The following is a 17,479-nucleotide window of genomic DNA, read 5'->3' as shown; positions in this document are numbered from 1 at the left end:
GCAGCTCTGCTTGTTCGCGGGTGAAGGGCATGATAGCGGCAACGCCGCCGTCGCGCGCGCCGATTTTCGCGCCAGCGTTGCGGCGGTCCGTCGTCACGTCCAGTCCTCGAAGGAAACTCCGCCATGGCCGACTCCCCGGTTCCGAACGGCAACGGTGGCGCCGCGGCGCAGCCCGACGATTTCACGCCGACCCTGAACGCGCTGGCCCAGTACGCCAAGGATCTCTCCTTCGAGAACCCCAACGCGCCGCGCTCCCTGCAGCCGCAGGAGCAGGGCCCGCAGATCAACATCCAGGTCAACGTCAACGCCAAGCAGCTCGCGGAGGAGGACTTCGAGGTCGACCTGCGCCTCGAGGGCGACGCCAAGATCGGCGCCGAGGTGCTGTTCGCGTTCGAGCTGACCTATTCGGGCATCTTCCGCCTGCGCAACATCCCGCAGGACCAGATGCACCCGGCGGTGATGATCGAGTGCCCGCGGCTGCTGTTCCCGTTCGCCCGCCAGATCATCGCCGACGCGGTGCGCAACGGCGGCTTCCCGCCGCTCTACATCGACCCGATCGACTTCGTCGGCCTCTACCGCCAGAAGGCCGCCGAGGCCCAGGCCCAGGGCGGCATGGCGTAAGCTGCCGGCGACGCGGGCCGGCCGCCCGGCCCGCGTCGCCGACGGGACTGTTTCACGGGAAACGCGGCCGTTTCCCGACCCCGCGCGACGTCACTCGCCGAGGACCGGCACCAGCGACCCCACCAGCAGCCCGGCCATCGCGAGGTTGAACAGCCGCACGGCCTGCCGCGTGCGCAGCACCCGGGCGGTACCGACGCCGATCAGGGTCCAGAGCGCGATGCAGGGCAGGGCGACGATCCCGAACAGGGCGGCGAGCCCCAGCGTCGCGGCGAGGGACGCGCCCTCCGCGCCGCCCGTGTAGGTGGCGAGCGCGCCCGCGGCGATGATCCAGGCCTTCGGGTTCACCCACTGGAACAGGGCCGCCCGCACGAAGCCGAGGGGCCGCCCGGACGCACCGGCCTTCGCGCCCGGCTCGGCCGGATCCGGATCGGCGCGCGCGATCGCCCAGGCGAGCCGGAGCAGGTAGGCCGCCCCGACCCATTTCAGCACGGCATGCACCCGCGGATCGGTCAGGAGCGGCAGGCCGGCGGTGCCCAGCACGACCAGCATCGCCGGGAAACCCACCGCGATGCCGAGCATGTGCGGCACGGTCCGGGCGAAACCGTAGGTGGCGCCGGAGGCCACCACCATGGTGTTGTTGGGGCCGGGCGTCGCCGACATCGCGACCGCGAAAGCGCTCGCCGAGAGAAGCCAGGTCCAGTCCACGATCATCCCTCCCGGTCGCGCCCTCGAATCGCCGTCGCGACGATACACGCCCGCGCGCCCGTCATGCCGGGAAAGCGGGCGCAGGGCGACCATCCCGCACTCTGCTGCCGGGCGGCCGGGCTGATCGCACCCGCGATCGGGCGACGGTTCCGAACCCTGGGGCAGGCGACCGCAGGAGCGTCGGGCGGCCGCCCCCTGGACTCCCGACCCCGGATCGGGCGATGGGGACCTCTCCCGAGACGAGCGACGAGTGGGAAGACGACGGGATGGCGTACTGGCTCTACAAGTCCGAGCCCTCGGTGTGGTCGTGGGACGCCCAGGTCGCCGCCGGCGAGGCGGGGACCCACTGGAACGGGGTGCGCAACCACGTCGCCCGCAAGAACCTCGAGGCGATGCGGCTCGGCGAGCAGGGCTTCTTCTACCATTCGAACGAGGGCAAGGCGGTGGTCGGCATCGTCGAGGTGATCCGCACCTACTATCCCGACCACACCGACGAGAGCGGCCGCTTCGGCATGGTCGACCTCAAGGCGGTCGCGGCCCTGCCCCGGCCCGTGACCCTGGAGGCGATCAAGGCCGAGACGGCGCTGCGCGAGATGGTGCTCGTCAACAATTCGCGCCTGTCGGTGCAGCCGGTGACCGAGCACGAATGGGCGCTGGTGCGCCGCATGGGGGGCCTGTGAGGGGGCGGGCGGGGGCCGGCGCGTGAGGCGCCTCCTCGGCGCGACCCTGCTCGCCCTCGGCGGCACCGGGCTCGGGCTCGGGCTCGGCGCCGGGCCGGCGCAGGCGCAACGGCCCAAGCCCCCGGCTGCGGCCAAGCCGCTTCCCGAGAAGCTCGTGACCTGCGGGGCGCTGTCGAACCTGCGCATCCTGATGGCCGAGACCGGCGGCGATCCGGCGGCGATCAAGGCGCGCCTGGCCGATCCGAAGGCCGACCAGCTCGGCTGCACCCGCATCGGGCGCGACCGGGTCGAGGGCAATGCCGAGCGGGTCGTGATCGGCGGCACCGCCTACGATTGCCTGAAGGTGAAGGAATCGAGCCTGTGCCGCTGGACCCTGTCGGGCGTGCCGGCGGAGGCGCCGTGAGGCGCCCCGCCGGGCGGGGTCAGACGCTCCAGTACGGCGTCGCGTTGAAGTAGCGGTGGACGTGCTCCTCCCACTGCCGGTCGTAGGAGGGGTCGTTGCCCTCCGCCGAGGTCGGCGGGGCCGAGCGCAGCTGCTCGTCCGAGACGTCGAGGACGTAGGCGTCGAGCTCCGGGGCGAAGCGCAGGGTCGACCACGGGATGGTGTAGTAGCCCTCGCCGATGCCCAGGAAGCCGCCGAAGCTCATCACGGCGTAGACGACCTGGCCGGTGGCCTTCTCGATCATCAGGCGCTCGATGCGGCCGATCCCGTCGCCGTTCGGGCGCCGCACGGCGGTGCCCTCGACGCGGTCGCTGGCGATGAGCTTGCCGGTCTCGTTGGTGGTGGTGCTGCCCATGTCGGAACGGTCGCCGATGGTCGGTGCGACGGTGGTCATCGGATGTCCTCCGGGTGGTTTGTCGTCCTGGGGAAAACGCTGCCGTAGCGGAGCCGTTCCGGTCGGCCGCACTGCGGCGAATGGCGGAGGCAGCGGGGCAGTTCCCCCGGAGCGCGCAGGGCGCTAGCCTGCGTCCCATGCCCGTGCGTCCCTCGCCGATTCGCCCTGCCGCCGTCCTGACGGTCCTCCTCGCGCTCGCCGCTCCCGCCCTCGCGCAGGACCGCGGCACCCTCCACCCGAAGCCGCTGCCGCCGCTCGCCAACCCGGACGATCCGTCGACGCCGGCCAAGGCGCTGTTCGGCCGCGCCACGACGCCCGCGGCGCTGCCGCCGCAATCGATCGGCGGCTACGCCCGGGGCTGCGTGGCCGGCGCCGAGGCCCTGCCGATCGACGGCGACACCTGGCAGGTGATGCGCCTGTCGCGCAACCGGAACTGGGGGCACCCGCGCCTCGTCGCCTTCGTGGAGAAGCTCGCCGCGGAGGCGCCGCGCAAGGCCGGCTGGCCGGGGCTGCTCGTCGGCGACATGTCCCAGCCCCGCGGCGGGCCGATGCTGACCGGCCACGCCTCGCACCAGCTCGGCCTCGACGCCGACATCTGGCTGACCCCGATGCCGGACCGGCGCCTGACCCGGGCCGAGCGCGAGGAGATGTCGGCCACCAACGTGGTGCGGCCGGACCGGCGCGACATCGACCCGGAGGTCTGGCGGCCGGAGCACCTGCGGCTGATCCGGATGGTGTCGCGCGAGCCCGAGGTGGCGCGGATCTTCGTCAATCCGGCGATCAAGCGGGCGTTGTGCCGCGAGGCCGGATCGGACCGGGGCTGGCTGACCAAGGTGCGGCCGATCTACGGCCACAACTACCACTTCCACATCCGGCTCGACTGCCCGGCGGGCGAGGCGGCCTGCCACGACCAGGATCCGCCCCCGGCCGGCGACGGCTGCGGCGCCGAACTCGACTACTGGTTCACCGACGCGGTGCTGAACCCCAAGCCCCGGCCGCCCGGCAAGCCGCGCCCGCCGATGACCCTGGCCGGACTGCCGGATGCCTGCCGCACGGTGCTGAAGGCGCGCTGAGCGCGATCCGGGACCGGCCGCGCCGGTCCCGGATGCCCGGTCTACTCGGCCGCGACGCCGAGTCCGACCGGGCAGGACACGCCGGTGCCGCCCAGGCCGCAATAGCCGCCGGGGTTCTTCGCCAGGTACTGCTGGTGGTACTCCTCGGCGAAGTAGAACGGGCCGGCGTCGCGGATCTCGGTCGTGATCGGGCCGTAGCCCTGCGCCTTCAGGGCGCCGGCATAGGCGTCGCGGGAGGCTTCGGCCTGGGCGCGGCGGGGATCGCCGTCGGGCAGGTAGAGGCCGGAGCGGTACTGGGTGCCGACATCGTTGCCCTGGCGCATGCCCTGGGTCGGGTCGTGGCTCTCCCAGAAGGTCTTGAGCACCGTCTCGAACGGGAGCACCGCCGGATCGTAGGCGACGAGCACCACCTCGTTGTGCCCGGTCATCCCGGAACAGACCTCCTCGTAGGTCGGGTTCGGCGTGGTGCCGGCGGCGTAGCCGACCGCCGTGACGTGGATGCCGTCGCCGAGCTGCCAGAACTTGCGCTCGGCGCCCCAGAAGCAGCCGAGGCCGAGCACGACCGTCTCGACACCCTCGGGATAGGAGCCCTTGAGCGGGCGGCCGTTGATAAAATGCCGCTCCGCCGTCGGCAGGGGGGTCGGCCGTCCCGGCAGGATCTGGGCGGGGGCGGGCATCTCGGCGCGCTTGCGGAAGAACAGCATCGGGTCGCTCCGGTATCGGAACGGAGCCTCGCGGCTCCGGAGGCGAGAGGCCTCTGTCGCAACCTGATGTGGGGTGCCGGACGCAGTTCCTGAAGGGGAGGGAGGATGTTGGAGACGAGGTCGGCCGTGCGCCGGCTCAGCGCAGGACCGGCACGTCCGCCGTCGCGGCGACGCGGGCCGGGGCGTCGGGCCCGAAGGCGGTGCTGGGATCGAAGAACGCGCCGCGGGCCGTGATCAGGCCGGCCGCCACGGCCCAGAACAGCGCGGCGGCGACGATCCGGCGCGTGCGGACCGGACGACGACGCGAGGTGCAGGCGGCTTCCTGCCCGGACCGCAGGTCGAGGCGTTCGCCGAACGGATCGAAGATGGCAGGACGCATGGTCGGACCCGGCATGACGCACGGCTCCGGCAGACCGGAGCTTCACGACAGTAGATAGGTCCGGCACAGGCTTCGCAGCAATAGACGCGGTTTTCTATTTTTCCGACCGAGAGAGAAGATGTTATCTGCGTACGATCATCGTGGGAGAAATTTTATCTTCGTTCCCCCGGAGCCGACGATCGCGGATGCGCATCGTGACGCAGCCGGGCCGCACCGCCGCATCCGGAGCGCTCCGCCGGGGACCGGCCGGCCCATGCGGCGAGCCCCGCGGTGCGAGGCGGGAGCGACCGGCCGGAACCGGTCCGCACGGTTGATCCGGAGGTCTTTGGCAGCGTACAATTCGATTGCGCTACGGTAGACCCGAGTCGTCTCGGTCGCCCATGACACCGGCATTAGGAAACCTTACCTTGAAACGCGACAGTCGGACGCGCGGTGCGCCGGCACGGGACCTCGCCGCACGGGACCTTGCCCGATGACCCAGACCCCTCAGGACGAGGATCCGGGGCCGCGGCCGGCGGACCCGTCCTCCCGCGACTTCATGCGCCTGATCGAGGCGTTCGGCCTCACCGGCGCGTGGCGCTGGGACTTCGCCACCGGCCGGCAGGTCTGGTCGTCCGGGCTGTACCGCCTGCTCGGGCTGCCGGAGAGCGAGCCGGCGAGCTACGAGCGGCTGCTCGGCCTCGTCCACCCGGCGGATCGCGACGTGCTCGAGGATGCCGCCCAGATCCTCCAGGGCGGGATCTTCGGCAGCCACACGGTCCGGCTGATCCGGCCGGACGGGACGGCGCGCACGGTGGTGAGTCGCGGCGAGGTCTTCTTCGACGCCGACGGGCGGCCGGTCGCGGTGACCGGCGTGCTCCTCGACGTGACCGACCGCGAGCGCCTCGCCGAGCTGCACCGGCTGGAGCAGCAGCGCCGGGTCAGCCTGGCCCGGCAGGCGCAGGTCTTCATCTACACCGAACCGACGCTGCCGCTGACCGAGTACGGCCCGGACTTCCTCGCCCTGGTGGGCCTGACCCGCGATGCGGTGAAGGCGAACTGGCTCGACCCGATCGTGCCCGAGGAATGGCCGCGCTGGCGCGAGGAGGTCCCGCGCCTCGCCGCCCTGGGGCGGCCGTTCAGCATCACGCCGACCCTGCGGCTCGCCGGGGGCGGGACGGCGCCGTTCCGCATGACGCTCGTGCCGCTGCGCGACGGGACCGCCGAGCCGGTCTGCTGGACCGCCGTGATCGCGCCGCTCGAGAGCGAGACGGTCGATGCCGGCGGAACGCCGCCGCTCCAGATCGACCAGGCGGTGGAGGGCTGCCACCTGCGGGCGGCGCGCGGCCTCCTCGACTGGACGCTGAACGACCTCGCCAAGGCGAGCGGCCTGTCGCTCTCCACCGTCCGGCGCCTGGAGGAGGATTCCGAGGGACCCGCCTCGCGCTCGCGCCCCCACGTCCTGGCGGCGTTGCGCCAGGCCGGGATCGTCTTCACCCTGGTCGAGGGCGGGACGGTGGCGGTGGCCCGCCCGGAGTGAGGCGTCACCCCACCCGGTATACGCTCAGCGCCACGTGGTCCGGCGCCCGGGCGCCGGTGGCGAGGAACAGGCTGGTCTGCATCCAGGCGAGGCGCGGGCAGGCGGTCTCGAATTGCGGCGCGGTGCGGAAATAGATCAGGCCGGGATCGACCGGCTCGCCCCGGCGCAGGCGCTCCAGCGCCTCCGGCGGGCCGAAGCGCAGGCCGGTATTCTCGACGTAGATCCGCGCCCCGTCCCCGGCCTCGATGACGTAGCGGGCGTGCAGCCGGGTCAGCCCGTCCGCCGCGATGGTCTGGTAGTCGGCGCCGCCGGGCAGGACGCGCCCGGTGAGGCCGGGCCCCGTCACCGTGCCGCCCGTGATGGCGATGACCCGCCGGGCGCCGGCGACGGTCGGGCCGACCTCGTAGGGCACGGCGACCAGGATGCGGGCGTCGAAGACGTGCTCGAGGACCGGGGCCGGGATCGTCACGGCTTGCCCCGCACCAGGGGGCAGTCGCTCTCGGAGAGCGGCCGGAACGCCTCGTCGCCGGACAGCGTCGCGACCCGTTCCATCACGTCCCACTCCCCCTTCGATTCCTCCGGGCGCTTGACCCGGAACAGCGAGACCTCGCGGATCACCCGCCCGTCCGGCCGCAGGCGGCCGCCCTTCGTCATGAAGTCGTCGATCGGGGTCTCGCGCATCTTCGCCATCACCGGCCCGGCCGCGTCGGTGCCGGCGGCCTGCACCGCCTTGAGGTAGTGCGTCACCGCCGAGTAGACGCCAGCCTGGTAGCTGTTCGGCATCGCGCGCTGGCGCTCGTAGAACCGCTTCGCGAAGGCCCGCGTGCCCTCGTCGGTGTCCCAGTAGAACGCCTCGGCGAGGTAGAGGCCGCCCGCGACCTTCAAACCGAGCGCATGGACGTCGACCGCCGTCATGTAGAATCCGGCGAGCTTCTGGCTGCCGCCCAGCACGCCGAACTCGGAGGCCTGCTTGACCGCGTTGATCGCGTCGCCGCCGACGTTGAACAGGGCGATCACACCGGCACCGGAGGCTTGCGCCTGCAGGATCTGCGACGACAGATCGGGCGAGAGCAGGGGATGGAAGACCTGGCCCGCCACCTTGCCGCCGCCGCCCGTCACCACCGGCGTCACGTCGGCGACGAAGGACTTGCCGAGGGTGATGTCGGCGACGACGTAGAACCAGGTCTTCTCGCCCGCCTCCACCAGGGGCTTCGCGATGGCGCGGGAGAGCGCGTGGGTGTCGATGACCCAGAGCGCGCCGTTCGGCGAGCACTGCGCCCCGGTGATCACCGTCGAGCCCGAGCCGGTGATGAGGGCGAGCCGGCCCTTCTCACCCGCCAAAGCCTGGACACCCAGCGCGACGGCCGAGTTGCCGAGGTCGGTGATCATGTCGACCCCCTCGACGTCGTACCAGCGCCGCGCCAGCGTGCTCGCCACGTCCGGCTTGCTCTGGTGGTCGGCGGCGACGATCTCGATCGGCTTGCCGAGCACCGTCGCGCCGAAATCCTCGACCGCGAGCCGCGCGGCGGTGACGCTGCCGGTGCCGTAATTGTCCGACATCGCCGTCGACATGTCGGCGAGCACGCCGATCTTGACGCGGTCGCCGGAGACGGCGCCCTCCGCCCGGACCGACGCGGGGGCGAGGGTGATCAGGCCCGCCAGCAGGGCGGAGCGGAGGGCGCGCATTTCTCGTCCCTCCCGTCAGACGGCCTTGAGGCCGAGGATCTCGCGGGCCTCGGCCGGGCTCGCCGGCTCGTGGTTGAGCTCCTTGACGATCCGCACCGTGCGGGCGACGAGCTGCTCGTTGGTCGCGAGCTGGCCGCGGGAATAGTAGTTGTTGTCCTCGAGCCCGACCCGGACGTGGCCGCCGAGCAGGATCGCCTGAGTCGTCGCCGGCAGCTGCGCCGGGCCGATGCCGGAGACGCAGAAGATCGATTGCGGCGGCAGCATCCGGATCATCGCCGCCAGGATGTCGTGCGAGTAGGGCATCGCGCCCTGGAAGCCCTTGTCGGCGCCGAGCACCATGTTGATGTAGTAGGGCGGCTTGTCGTAGCCCTTCTCGATCAGCCGGGTCACGTCCTGCAGGATGTGCTGGGGCCCGAACACCTCCCATTCCGGCTTGATGCCGCGCTCCTGCATGCGCTTGGCCAGGGCCTCGCAGCGGCTCGGCGTCGTCACCACCAGGATCTCGCGGCCGCCATGCACGTCCGCGAAGGTCATGCCGTCGAAGGTCGCCATCTCGGCGCCGGCCTCGCAGCCCTTCAGCCGCTCCTCGAAGCTCGATTCGAACAGCCCGTCGGGGCGCGGCACCAGCATGTCGCCGCTCGAGCCGCCGCCGGTCGAGTTGTTGAGGATGATGTCGCAGCGCTCGCGGATGCGCCGGTTGATGTCGCGGTAGATCTCGGCGTTGCAGGTCGCCTCGTCGTCGGGCCGGCGGGCGTGGAGTGCGGCGATCGCCGCGCCCTCCTTCCAGGACTTGTGCACCGACTCGGCGATCTCCGCGGGCTGGGTCGGCAGGTTGTGGTTCTGCGCCTTCGAGGCCATGCCGCCGGTCGGCGCCACCGTCACGATCACCTTGGCCATGTTGTCCTCCCTGGGTTGCTTGACGAGTGGTTAGGGCAGGTCCGGCGCCCCGCGCTTCTGCCGGACGAGGTCGACGAGGAGCCGGTCGCGCTGCGCCACCATCGCGTCCCGGTCGCGCGGTCCGAGCGCCTCGTCGAGGCCCCGGACGAGGGTCTGCTTCAGCTCGGGCGTCAGGCGCGGGTCGCCGAGATCGGCCCACATCGCCTCCATCAGCGGTCCCAGATGGTCGAGGGTGTGGGAAAGACCGCCCGGCCCGCCCGAGAGGTGGTTGAGCAGGCACGGCCCCATCAGGGCCCAGCGCAGGCCCGGCCCGTGCGCGATGGCGGCATCGATGTCCGCCACCGTGGCGGCGCCGGTGCCGACGAGGTGGAACGCCTCGCGCCAGAGCGCCGCCTGGAGCCGGTTGGCGACGTGGCCGACGAGTTCGCGGCGCAGGCGGATCGGCCGCTTGCCGATGCGCGCGTAGAACGCCATCGCGGCGTCGACCGCACCCTCGTCGGTGTGTTCGCCGCCCAGGACCTCGACCAGCGGCACCAGGTGGGGCGGGTTGAAGGGGTGGCCGAGCACCACCCGGCCCGGATGCCGGCACGCGGCCTGGATCGCGCTCGGGGTGAGGCCGGAGGAACTGGTCGCCAGCACCACGTCGGGGGCCGCGACCGCGTCGAGACGCCGGTACGTCTCGTGCTTGATCTCCAGGCGCTCGGGCCCGTTCTCCTGCACGAAATCGGCCTCGGCCGCAGCCTCTTCCGGCCCGGTGACGAAGGTCAGTCGGTCGGGCGAGGCACCGGGGGCAAGACCGATCTGCGTCAGGACCGGCCAGTGACGGGCGACCGTCTCGCGTAAACGCGCTTCGGCCCCCGGGGCCGGATCGGTGGCGACGACGTCGAGGCCGGCGCCGAGGAACTGCGACACCCACGACGCCCCGATGACGCCGGTGCCGATCACCGCCACCCGTCCGACGGCCGTGCGGTAGCCCGAAGCCGGGTCCTGCGCCCGTCCGCTCGCGTCGTTCATCGCGGCGCCCTCCCTGGTCGGGTCGTTGTCGGGGCTCGTCGCCCGATTGACCCGTTGAGATAGTTATATCACATTACAAATCAGGTTTGGCAATCCGGCGCGCAACGGCCGGAGCGAGAATCGGAGGAACGCCGTATGGCGGAGGACCTGTCGGGCCTCGGCACCGAGTCCCTGGTCGTCACCCGGCGGGACGCCGTGGCGATCGTCACCCTGAACCGCCCGCACAAGCGCAACGCCCTCGACGACGGCATGGTGCTGGGGCTGGAGCGCATCGCCCGCGGCCTGCCCGACGACGTGCGGGCGCTGGTCATCGCCGCGGAAGGCCCGCATTTCTGCGCCGGCCTCGACCTCGCCGAATTGACCGCGCGCGACGCCCCGGCCGGCATGCTGCATTCGCGGATGTGGCACCGGGCCTTCCAGGAGATCGAGTTCGGCCGGGTGCCGGTGGTGGCGGCGCTCAAGGGCGCGGTGATCGGCGGCGGGCTCGAACTCGCGCTCTCCGCCCATCTGCGGGTGGCCGAATCGTCAGCCTTCTACGCCCTGCCCGAGGGCCAGCGCGGCATCTTCGTCGGCGGCGGCGCCTCGGTGCGGCTGCCGCGGCTGATCGGCGTCTCGCGGATGCGCGACATGATGCTGACCGGCCGCGTCCACGATGCCGAGAGCGGCGAGCGGCTGGGCCTGTCGCACTACGTCGTGGCGCCGGGCGAGGGGCTGGAGCGGGCGATCGCGCTCGCCGCCCGGGCCGCCGAGAACGCGCCCTTGACCAACTACGCCCTGATCCACGCCCTGCCGCGCATCGCCGAGGCCGACCCGGCGACGGGCTACCTCGCGGAAGCCCTGATGACCGCGGTGGCGCAGAGCGACGCCGAGGCGAAGCGGCGCTTGGCGGAATTCCTGGAGGGGCGGGCGAAGAAGGTGCGGGAATGATCCCGATGACCCGCATCGCGTCCTGATACCCGCAGGGTCATTCCGGGGCCGCGAGAGCGGAGCCGGGAATTCAGACGCTCGGGTGGTTCAGGATCGATCCGACCGCGTTCCGCTTCATCCTGCACTACCCGCGGTTCTGGATCCCGGGCTCCGCTCTCGCGGCCCCGGGATGACCCTGAGACGTGGAAACGCAGCGCAGTACAAGTAAAGCGCAGTTCCCCTCTCCCGAGTGGGAGAGGGGTTAGGGGTGAAGGTGACACGCCTCCGTGTGAAACACTAAGCGCTGTGCTGGCAGCTCGACGGTTTAGGGTCGTTGCGGAAGCGTGTCACCCTCACCCCTACCCCTCTCCCACTCGGGAGAGGGGATCCCGTGCCTTCTTTTTATTCGTAAAGACGAAGACTTCCCAACATCGAATCCCCAAGACCCGGCACCAAGACCGGCCACCCCACCCCGGAGGAAACCATGCCTCGTCGCCCCATCCGCCGGCTCGGCCCGGCGCTCGCCGCCCTCCTGTCCCTCCTCGCGCCGGCCTCGGCCGCCGAGCGGGCGGTGAGGATCGGCGTCCTCAACGACATGTCGGGCCCTTACGCCGACTACCAGGGCCAGGGCTCGGTCATCGCCGCGCAGCTCGCGATCGAGGATTTCGCCAAGCAGGCCGGGCGGCCGGTCGAGCTGGTCTCGGCCGACCACCAGAACAAGACCGATATCGGCGCCGCCATCGCCCGGCGCTGGTTCGATCAGGACGGCGTCGACCTGATCGTCGACGTGCCGAACTCCGCCGTCGCGCTCGCGGTGTCGAACCTGGCACGGGAGAAGAACAAGGTGTTCATCGGTTCGGGCGCCGGCACCGCCGAGCTCACCGGCAAGCAATGCTCGCCCAACACCGTGCACTGGACCTACGACACCTGGTCGCTCGGCCACGCGCTCGCCAAGGCCCTGGTGCAGCAGGGGGGCAAGTCCTGGTACTTCCTCACCGCCGACTACACCTTCGGCAAGGACCTCGAAGGCTCGGCCTCCGAGGAGGTGAAGAGCATGGGCGGCAGCGTGAAGGGGGCGTCGCGCCATCCCCTCGGCACCGCCGACTTCTCGTCCTTCCTGCTCCAGGCGCAAGGCTCGGGCGCCGACGTGATCGGGCTGGCGAATGCCGGCGACGACACCTCGAACGCCCTCAAGCAGGCGGCGGAGTTCGGCATCGCCCCGGCCCAGCGCCTCGCCGGCCTGATCCTCAACATCACCAACATGCCGGCGCTCGGCCTCAAGGCGACGCAGGGCGTCTACATCGTCACGCCCTATTACTGGGACCTCGACGACGGCACCCGGGCCTTCGCGGCGCGCTATGCCGCCCGCCACCCGCGCCACGCCATGCCGAACGACATGCAGGCCGGCGTCTACTCGGCGGTGGAGCATTACCTGAAGAGCCTCGGCACCGTGAAGGATGCCGGCGACGGCCGCGCGGTCGTGGCCGCCATGAAGGCGATGCCGACCGACGACCCGATCTTCGGCAAGGGCCGGATCCGCGAGGACGGCCGCAAGCTGCACCCGATGTACCTCCTCACCACCAAGACCCCGGCCGAGAGCAAGGGCGGCTGGGACTATTTCAAGCCGGTCCGCACCGTGCCGGCCGACGAGGCCTGGCGTCCCCTCTCCGAGGGCGGCTGCCCGCTGGTGAAGGGGTAGGGCGATGGACACGCATCGTTTCACAGAGCGGGCCGACGGCAGCCTGCTCGTCACCGCGAAGGCGGCGCTGCCGCCCTACCCCGAGCGCCTGACCGCGCACCTGACGCGCCACGCCGCCGAGGCGCCGGACCGGCCGTTCCTGGTCCGGCGCGGGCCCGGCGGCGCCGAGCCCCTGACCTACGGGGCGGCGCTGCGCACCGTCGAGCGGATCGCGGCGGCGCTGCTGACGCGGGACCTCTCGGCCGAGCGGCCGGTGATGATCCTGTCCGGCAACGGGTTCGAGCACGCGCTCTTGTCGCTCGCCGCGCTCCATGTCGGCATCGCGGTGGCGCCGGTCTCGCCGGCCTATTCCACCGTGTCGCAGGACCATGCCCGCCTGCGGGCGATCGTGGAACTCCTCACCCCCGGCCTCGTCTTCGCGGCGGAAGGCGCGGTCTACGCCGGCGCCATCGCGGCCGCCGTGCCGCCGGGAACCGAGGTGGTGACCGCCGACGGCGCCGAGATCGGCCGGCCCGCGACCCCGTTCGCGGACCTGCTGACGGCCGAGAACCCCGAAGCCGTCGCGGCCGCCCACGCGGCGGTGGCGCCTGAGACGGTGGCAAAGCTCCTGTTCACCTCCGGCTCCACCGGCGTGCCGAAGGCGGTGGTGAACACCCACCGGATGCTCGGCTCCAACCAGGCGATGCTGCAGGCGCGCTTTCCCGCGCTCACCGCCGAGCCGCCGGTGATGGTCGACTGGCTGCCCTGGCACCACACCTTCGGGGGCAACCACAACTTCAACCTGGTGCTGGCGAATGGCGGCACGCTCCACATCGACGAGGGCCGGCCGACTCCCGCCGGCATCCGCGAGACCGTGCGCGCCCTGCGGGAGGTGGCGCCGACGCTCTACCTCACGGTGCCGAAGGGCTTCGAGGCGCTGGTGCCGCACCTGCGCGACGATGCCGCGCTGAGGGAAAACTTCTTCAGCCGGCTCCAGGTGACGTTCTTCGCCGCCGCCGGCCTGCCGCAGCCGGTCTGGGACGCCATCGACGACCTCGCCCGCCAAACCATCGGCCGGACCGTGCCGATGGTGACGGGCTTGGGCGCCACCGAGACCGCGCCGATGGCCCTCGTCACCGACGACCGCCCGGCCAAGGCCGGCCAGGTCGGCCTGCCGGCGCCCGGCGTCGAATTGAAGGTCGCGCCCGTGGGCACGAAGCGCGAGGCGCGGGTGCGCGGGCCCAACGTCACCCCGGGCTACTGGCGCCGGCCGGACCTGACCGCGGCGTCCTTCGACGAGGAGGGGTTCTACCGGCTCGGCGACGCGCTGGTGCCGGTCGACCCCGCCGACCCGCAGCGCGGCTTCACCTTCGACGGGCGCCTCAACGAGGATTTCAAGCTCACCACCGGGGTGTGGGTCAGCGTCGGGCCCTTGCGCGCCGCCTTCCTCGACGCATTCCAGCCGCTGGTGCGCGACGTCGCCATCGCCGGGGAAGCGCGCGACGAGGTCACCGCCCTGGTCTTCCCCGACCTCGCCGCCTGCCGCGCCCTGTCCGGGGCGGGCGGCGAGGACGCCGGCGTCCTCGCCGATCCGGCCCTGCGGCGGGACTTCGCCCGGCGCCTCGGGGCCTTCGCGCGGACATCCACCGGCTCGTCGAACCGCATCGCCCGGCTCCTGCTCCTCGCCGAGCCGCCGGCCCTCGACCGCGACGAGGTGACCGACAAGGGCTCGATCAACCAGCGCGGCGTCCTGCGCAACCGGGCCGCGTCGGTCGCCCGCCTCTACGCCGCGCCGCTTCCCCCCGACGTCATCCTGCCGGAGACCGCATGACCCCGCCCACGCAAGACCCGATCGCCGATCACGAGGGCTTCAGCCATGCCCGGATCCTGACGGTGGAATGGGGCCATTGCGACCCCGCCGGCATCGTGTTCAACCCGCGCTTCTTCGACTTCTTCGACTGGTCGACGGCGATGCTGTGCGAGGCCGCGACCGGGCTGCCGAAGGCCGGGATGCTGGCGCGCTACGACCTCCTCGGCATCCCGCTGGTCGAGACCGGGGCGCGGTTCCTGAAACCCTCGCGCTACGGCGACACGGTCGAGATCGTCTCGACGGTGGTCGATGTCGGCCGCTCGAGCTTTGCCGTGCGCCACCGCCTGCTCAAGGCCGGCGAGCTCGCCGTCGAGGGCCGCGAGCGCCGGGTCTGGGCCGGCCGCCATCCCGACGACCCGGCCCGCATGAAGGCGGCGCCGATCCCGGACGAGCTGGTCAGGCGGTTCCGGGGGGAGTGATACGAAATCCGGAAGATCACTTCCGGATTTCGTATCACGAGCCCGCGCGGCGTCTGAGCGAAGCCGATTTCCGCATCGCGAAGCGATCAATCGGAAATCGTATGAGCCGGGCCGGATCCCGCGAACCGCCCGGTCGCCCGCCCTCTCCCGCCCGGCAAAGGCACCGGTTCTCCCAGCCTCGTTCCGGGCGCGGCCCGGATCCGGCGGCGGGCGCGTCGCAATCCGGAAACGCAGGCCGCCTAGAGGAGAGCCGATAGCGTTCCATTTCGTCCTGCATTACCAGGGCCCGAACTCGATCCGCTCGACCGGCAGAACGGTTGCGGAGGGTGAGGTTCAGGAGGATGGCTTTCGACACCCGTCGGGTAAGAGCCACCTTTCGCTGCGTCCGTGCCTGAAACTCCGCGATGCAGTCTTCCGTTGGGCCCGAAATGAGCGAAATGGACGCGCCATGACCTCCGTCGACCTCCACCTTCTTGCCACGGCTGCCGGCGGGGTGCTGCTCCTCGTCGTTCTGATCGTCTCGCGAACGCGGCTGCATCCGCTCCTGGCCCTGCTGATCACCTCGCTCGGCGTCGGGCTCGTCGCGGGCATGCCGGTCGGGCGTCTCCTGAAGTCCATCGAGACCGGAGCGGGCAATACGCTGGGCGCCGTCGGCCTCGTGGTGGCGCTGGGCGCGATGCTCGGCAAGATCCTCGCCGATGCGGGCGTGACCGAGAGCATCTCCGACCTGATCCTGCGCCGGACGACCGTTCGCTCCCTGCCCTGGGCGATGGCCGGCGCGGCGTTCGTGATCGGCATTCCGATGTTCTTCGAGGTGGGCCTCGTGGTCCTCCTGCCGCTGATCTTCAGCGTCGCGCGCAAGCTCGAAGCCTCGTCCGGCCTCCGCGGCTCGGCCTACGTCTATGTCGGCGTGCCGGTGATCGCCGCGCTCGCCGCCATGCACGGCATGGTGCCCCCGCATCCCGGCCCGCTGACGGCGATCGCGACCCTGAACGCCAATGTCGGCGCGACGATGCTCTACGGCTTCGTCGCCGCCGTTCCGGCGATCGTCCTCGGCGGTCCGCTCTACGGCATCCTCGTCACCCCGCGCCTGAGCGTCAGGCCCGACCAGGCCCTCCTCGACCAGTTCGCGGCCAGGCGCGCGAGCAGCGAGGGCGGCGCGGCGCATCCCCGGCCGGGTCTCGGCCTCGGTCTCGTCGCCACGCTGCTGCCCGCCCTTCTCATGCTGCTCCACGCGGTGGCCGAGCTCGCCTTTCCCAAGGATTCGGCGGTCGTTCACGCCACCGGCTTCATCGGCCACCCGCTGATCGCGATGCTCCTCGGCGTCCTGTTCGCCTCGGTCGCGCTCGTCCTGGCGCGGGGCGGCGCCTCCGAGCCCCTGCGGAACGCCCTCTCGGCCAGCGTCAAGCCGATCGCCAACGTCCTTCTCATCATCGCCGGCGGCGGGGCCTTCCAGCGCGTCCTGACCGATGCCGGGGTCGGCAACGCGATCCTGCACGTGAGCCAGCAATTCTCGCTGTCGCCGCTGATCCTCGGCTGGTTCATCTCCATGCTTCTGTCGGTCTCGACGGGCTCCGCCACCGTGGGCATCGTCGGCGCGTCCGGGCTCCTCGCGCCGCTGGCGGCGAGCGGCGCCGCGGTCAACGCGCCCTTGCTGGCCCTATCGATCGGCTGCGGCTCGCTGTTCTTCAACTACGCCAATCATGCCGGATTCTGGCTGGTCAAGGAATCCTTCGGCATGAGCATGGGGGAGGCGACCGCGACGATCTCCATCATCCAGTCGATCGTCTCACTGGTCGGCCTCGCGATGGTACTCCTGTTCAACCTCATGCCGCCGCTGGCATGAGGGCGGAAGCGGTGCGGCCCGGCATCGGGGTATGATCGCTGCTCGGCGCCGCTGCGCGGCCCCGGGATTTGTCTGTGATACGGGATCCGGAAGATTCCTTCCGGATCCCGTATCACTCCGCCTCGTCCACCCCGCCTTCGTCCTCCGTCACCTCCCGCGCGCCCTGCTCCAGGCGCCGCAGCAGGCCGAGGAGCACGCTCCGCTCCTCAGGCTCCAGGAAGGCGGCGATGCGCTCCTCGTGGGCGGCCTCGCGGCGGTGCAGCTCGGCCATCAGGGCCGCGCCGGCCTCGGTCAGGAACAGGGAGTGCGAGCGGCGGTCGGAGGGGTCGGGCGCGCGGCGGACCAGGGTGCGGGCTTCCAGCTCGTCGAGGAGCGGGCCGATATTGGCCCGCTTGATCCCGATCGCCGCGCCGACCTGGCTCGGCCGCAGGCCCGGGCTGCCCTCGATGACGGTGAGCACGCCGAGCTGGCTCTGGCGCACGTCGAGATCGGCGAACAGCTCGACGAAGCTGCGCGACACCGCGACCTGCGCCCGCCGCAGGGTGTAGCCGATCAGGCCTTCGAGACGGGCGAGGCCCGGGGAATCGTCACGCGGCAACGCTGGACAGGCCCTTGTTCGACCGTGAACACCTGTCGCGCCACCTGC

Annotated in this window: 19 protein-coding genes; 10 read left to right on the top strand and 9 right to left on the bottom strand. The window is 71.6% G+C overall.

What is annotated here, in order from left to right:
• Positions 1–123: 123 nt before the first annotated feature.
• The gene (gene secB / locus A5481_RS13310) at positions 124–621 is read left to right on the top strand and encodes a protein-export chaperone SecB (protein WP_048437546.1); all 498 of its coding nucleotides are present in this window, start codon (positions 124–126) and stop codon (positions 619–621) included.
• Positions 622–711: 90 nt separating this feature from the next.
• Here secB and A5481_RS13305 read toward each other — a convergent pair whose 3' ends face one another.
• Positions 712–1,326 (bottom strand): LysE family translocator, encoded by a 615-nt coding sequence (locus A5481_RS13305; protein ID WP_245239263.1) that lies wholly within the window; start codon positions 1,324–1,326, stop codon positions 712–714.
• A gap of 266 nt (positions 1,327–1,592) precedes the next feature.
• Here A5481_RS13305 and A5481_RS13300 point away from each other — a divergent pair, with 266 nt between their 5' ends.
• Both A5481_RS13300 and A5481_RS13295 read left to right on the top strand, forming a co-directional pair.
• Positions 1,593–2,006, top strand: a complete 414-nt coding sequence (locus A5481_RS13300; RefSeq protein WP_048437550.1) for an EVE domain-containing protein — start codon at positions 1,593–1,595, stop codon at positions 2,004–2,006.
• A gap of 22 nt (positions 2,007–2,028) precedes the next feature.
• A complete protein-coding gene (locus A5481_RS13295) occupies positions 2,029–2,409 on the top strand; it encodes a hypothetical protein (RefSeq protein ID WP_082984922.1) in 381 nt (126 codons plus the stop codon).
• A 19-nt stretch (positions 2,410–2,428) separates the two neighbouring features.
• On the opposite strand, the gene A5481_RS13290 is transcribed toward A5481_RS13295, so the two are convergent.
• Positions 2,429–2,803 carry a PRC-barrel domain-containing protein gene (locus tag A5481_RS13290; RefSeq protein ID WP_048437715.1) on the bottom strand — a complete coding sequence of 125 codons (375 nt, stop codon included), beginning with the start codon at positions 2,801–2,803 and terminating at the stop codon, positions 2,429–2,431.
• 176 nt (positions 2,804–2,979) lie between these two features.
• On the opposite strand from A5481_RS13290, the gene mepA reads away from it, so the two are divergent.
• The gene (gene mepA, locus A5481_RS13285) at positions 2,980–3,915 is read left to right on the top strand and encodes a penicillin-insensitive murein endopeptidase (protein ID WP_064503985.1); all 936 of its coding nucleotides are present in this window, start codon (positions 2,980–2,982) and stop codon (positions 3,913–3,915) included.
• 41 nt (positions 3,916–3,956) lie between these two features.
• On the opposite strand, the gene msrA is transcribed toward mepA, so the two are convergent.
• Both msrA and A5481_RS13275 read right to left on the bottom strand, forming a co-directional pair.
• Entirely contained in the window at positions 3,957–4,619 is a 663-nt protein-coding gene (gene msrA / locus A5481_RS13280) for a peptide-methionine (S)-S-oxide reductase MsrA (RefSeq protein ID WP_064503984.1), read from the bottom strand.
• A gap of 136 nt (positions 4,620–4,755) precedes the next feature.
• Positions 4,756–5,013, bottom strand: a complete 258-nt coding sequence (locus tag A5481_RS13275; RefSeq protein ID WP_048432021.1) for a hypothetical protein — start codon at positions 5,011–5,013, stop codon at positions 4,756–4,758.
• Between the two features lie 457 nt (positions 5,014–5,470).
• Between A5481_RS13275 and A5481_RS13270 the strand changes: the two genes are divergently transcribed.
• Positions 5,471–6,517, top strand: a complete 1,047-nt coding sequence (locus A5481_RS13270) for a PAS domain-containing protein (RefSeq protein ID WP_048432022.1) — start codon at positions 5,471–5,473, stop codon at positions 6,515–6,517.
• Between the two features lie 4 nt (positions 6,518–6,521).
• On the opposite strand, the gene A5481_RS13265 is transcribed toward A5481_RS13270, so the two are convergent.
• The 4 genes from A5481_RS13265 to A5481_RS13250 are packed head-to-tail and all read right to left on the bottom strand — an operon-like array spanning position 6,522 to position 10,114.
• A complete protein-coding gene (locus A5481_RS13265; protein WP_048432023.1) occupies positions 6,522–6,986 on the bottom strand; it encodes a DUF3237 domain-containing protein in 465 nt (154 codons plus the stop codon).
• Complete coding sequence (locus A5481_RS13260; RefSeq protein ID WP_048432024.1) at positions 6,983–8,203, bottom strand: ABC transporter substrate-binding protein; 1,221 nt, start codon at positions 8,201–8,203, stop codon at positions 6,983–6,985. Before A5481_RS13260 ends, A5481_RS13265 begins: the two co-directional genes overlap by 4 nt.
• A 15-nt stretch (positions 8,204–8,218) precedes the next feature.
• Positions 8,219–9,100, bottom strand: a complete 882-nt coding sequence (locus tag A5481_RS13255) for a beta-keto acid cleavage family enzyme (protein ID WP_048432025.1) — start codon at positions 9,098–9,100, stop codon at positions 8,219–8,221.
• 30 nt (positions 9,101–9,130) lie between these two features.
• Complete coding sequence (locus A5481_RS13250) at positions 9,131–10,114, bottom strand: 3-hydroxyacyl-CoA dehydrogenase NAD-binding domain-containing protein (RefSeq protein ID WP_048432026.1); 984 nt, start codon at positions 10,112–10,114, stop codon at positions 9,131–9,133.
• 135 nt (positions 10,115–10,249) lie between these two features.
• Here A5481_RS13250 and A5481_RS13245 point away from each other — a divergent pair, with 135 nt between their 5' ends.
• The 5 genes from A5481_RS13245 (at position 10,250) to A5481_RS13225 (ending at position 16,833) form a co-directional block, all read left to right on the top strand.
• Entirely contained in the window at positions 10,250–11,041 is a 792-nt protein-coding gene (locus A5481_RS13245) for a crotonase/enoyl-CoA hydratase family protein (protein ID WP_048432027.1), read from the top strand.
• Between the two features lie 463 nt (positions 11,042–11,504).
• The gene (locus A5481_RS13240) at positions 11,505–12,719 is read left to right on the top strand and encodes an ABC transporter substrate-binding protein (protein ID WP_048432028.1); all 1,215 of its coding nucleotides are present in this window, start codon (positions 11,505–11,507) and stop codon (positions 12,717–12,719) included.
• A 4-nt stretch (positions 12,720–12,723) separates the two neighbouring features.
• The gene (locus tag A5481_RS13235) at positions 12,724–14,529 is read left to right on the top strand and encodes a feruloyl-CoA synthase (protein WP_048432029.1); all 1,806 of its coding nucleotides are present in this window, start codon (positions 12,724–12,726) and stop codon (positions 14,527–14,529) included.
• On the top strand, positions 14,526–14,987 hold the full coding sequence (locus A5481_RS13230) for an acyl-CoA thioesterase (RefSeq protein ID WP_048432030.1): 462 nt from the start codon (positions 14,526–14,528) through the stop codon (positions 14,985–14,987). Before A5481_RS13235 ends, A5481_RS13230 begins: the two co-directional genes overlap by 4 nt.
• 448 nt (positions 14,988–15,435) lie before the next feature.
• Positions 15,436–16,833 carry a GntP family permease gene (locus A5481_RS13225; protein WP_048432031.1) on the top strand — a complete coding sequence of 466 codons (1,398 nt, stop codon included), beginning with the start codon at positions 15,436–15,438 and terminating at the stop codon, positions 16,831–16,833.
• A 112-nt stretch (positions 16,834–16,945) separates the two neighbouring features.
• Here the strand turns inward: A5481_RS13225 and A5481_RS13220 are convergent, their stop codons facing one another.
• Entirely contained in the window at positions 16,946–17,431 is a 486-nt protein-coding gene (locus A5481_RS13220; RefSeq protein WP_048432032.1) for a MarR family winged helix-turn-helix transcriptional regulator, read from the bottom strand.
• Positions 17,432–17,479 lie beyond the last annotated feature (48 nt).

The sequence above is a fragment of the Methylobacterium platani genome (genome assembly GCF_001653715.1).
In the GTDB taxonomy this organism is placed as follows: Bacteria; Pseudomonadota; Alphaproteobacteria; order Rhizobiales; family Beijerinckiaceae; genus Methylobacterium; species Methylobacterium platani.
The sequence above is the reverse complement of the archived record's forward strand: the minus strand, read 5'-3'. Positions and strand labels throughout refer to the sequence as shown.

Bases quoted from the DNA above. Each gene is read 5' to 3' on its own strand.
- secB (WP_048437546.1), top strand. From the start codon at position 124: ATGGCCGACTCCCCGGTTCCGAACGGCAACGGTGGCGCCGCGGCGCAG.
- A5481_RS13300 (WP_048437550.1), top strand. From the start codon at position 1,593: ATGGCGTACTGGCTCTACAAGTCCGAGCCCTCGGTGTGGTCGTGGGAC.
- A5481_RS13290 (WP_048437715.1), bottom strand. From the start codon at position 2,803: ATGGGCAGCACCACCACCAACGAGACCGGCAAGCTCATCGCCAGCGAC.
- mepA (WP_064503985.1), top strand. From the start codon at position 2,980: ATGCCCGTGCGTCCCTCGCCGATTCGCCCTGCCGCCGTCCTGACGGTC.
- msrA (WP_064503984.1), bottom strand. From the start codon at position 4,619: ATGCTGTTCTTCCGCAAGCGCGCCGAGATGCCCGCCCCCGCCCAGATC.
- A5481_RS13275 (WP_048432021.1), bottom strand. From the start codon at position 5,013: ATGCCGGGTCCGACCATGCGTCCTGCCATCTTCGATCCGTTCGGCGAA.
- A5481_RS13270 (WP_048432022.1), top strand. From the start codon at position 5,471: ATGACCCAGACCCCTCAGGACGAGGATCCGGGGCCGCGGCCGGCGGAC.
- A5481_RS13260 (WP_048432024.1), bottom strand. From the start codon at position 8,203: ATGCGCGCCCTCCGCTCCGCCCTGCTGGCGGGCCTGATCACCCTCGCC.
- A5481_RS13255 (WP_048432025.1), bottom strand. From the start codon at position 9,100: ATGGCCAAGGTGATCGTGACGGTGGCGCCGACCGGCGGCATGGCCTCG.
- A5481_RS13250 (WP_048432026.1), bottom strand. From the start codon at position 10,114: ATGAACGACGCGAGCGGACGGGCGCAGGACCCGGCTTCGGGCTACCGC.
- A5481_RS13245 (WP_048432027.1), top strand. From the start codon at position 10,250: ATGGCGGAGGACCTGTCGGGCCTCGGCACCGAGTCCCTGGTCGTCACC.
- A5481_RS13240 (WP_048432028.1), top strand. From the start codon at position 11,505: ATGCCTCGTCGCCCCATCCGCCGGCTCGGCCCGGCGCTCGCCGCCCTC.
- A5481_RS13235 (WP_048432029.1), top strand. From the start codon at position 12,724: ATGGACACGCATCGTTTCACAGAGCGGGCCGACGGCAGCCTGCTCGTC.
- A5481_RS13230 (WP_048432030.1), top strand. From the start codon at position 14,526: ATGACCCCGCCCACGCAAGACCCGATCGCCGATCACGAGGGCTTCAGC.
- A5481_RS13225 (WP_048432031.1), top strand. From the start codon at position 15,436: ATGACCTCCGTCGACCTCCACCTTCTTGCCACGGCTGCCGGCGGGGTG.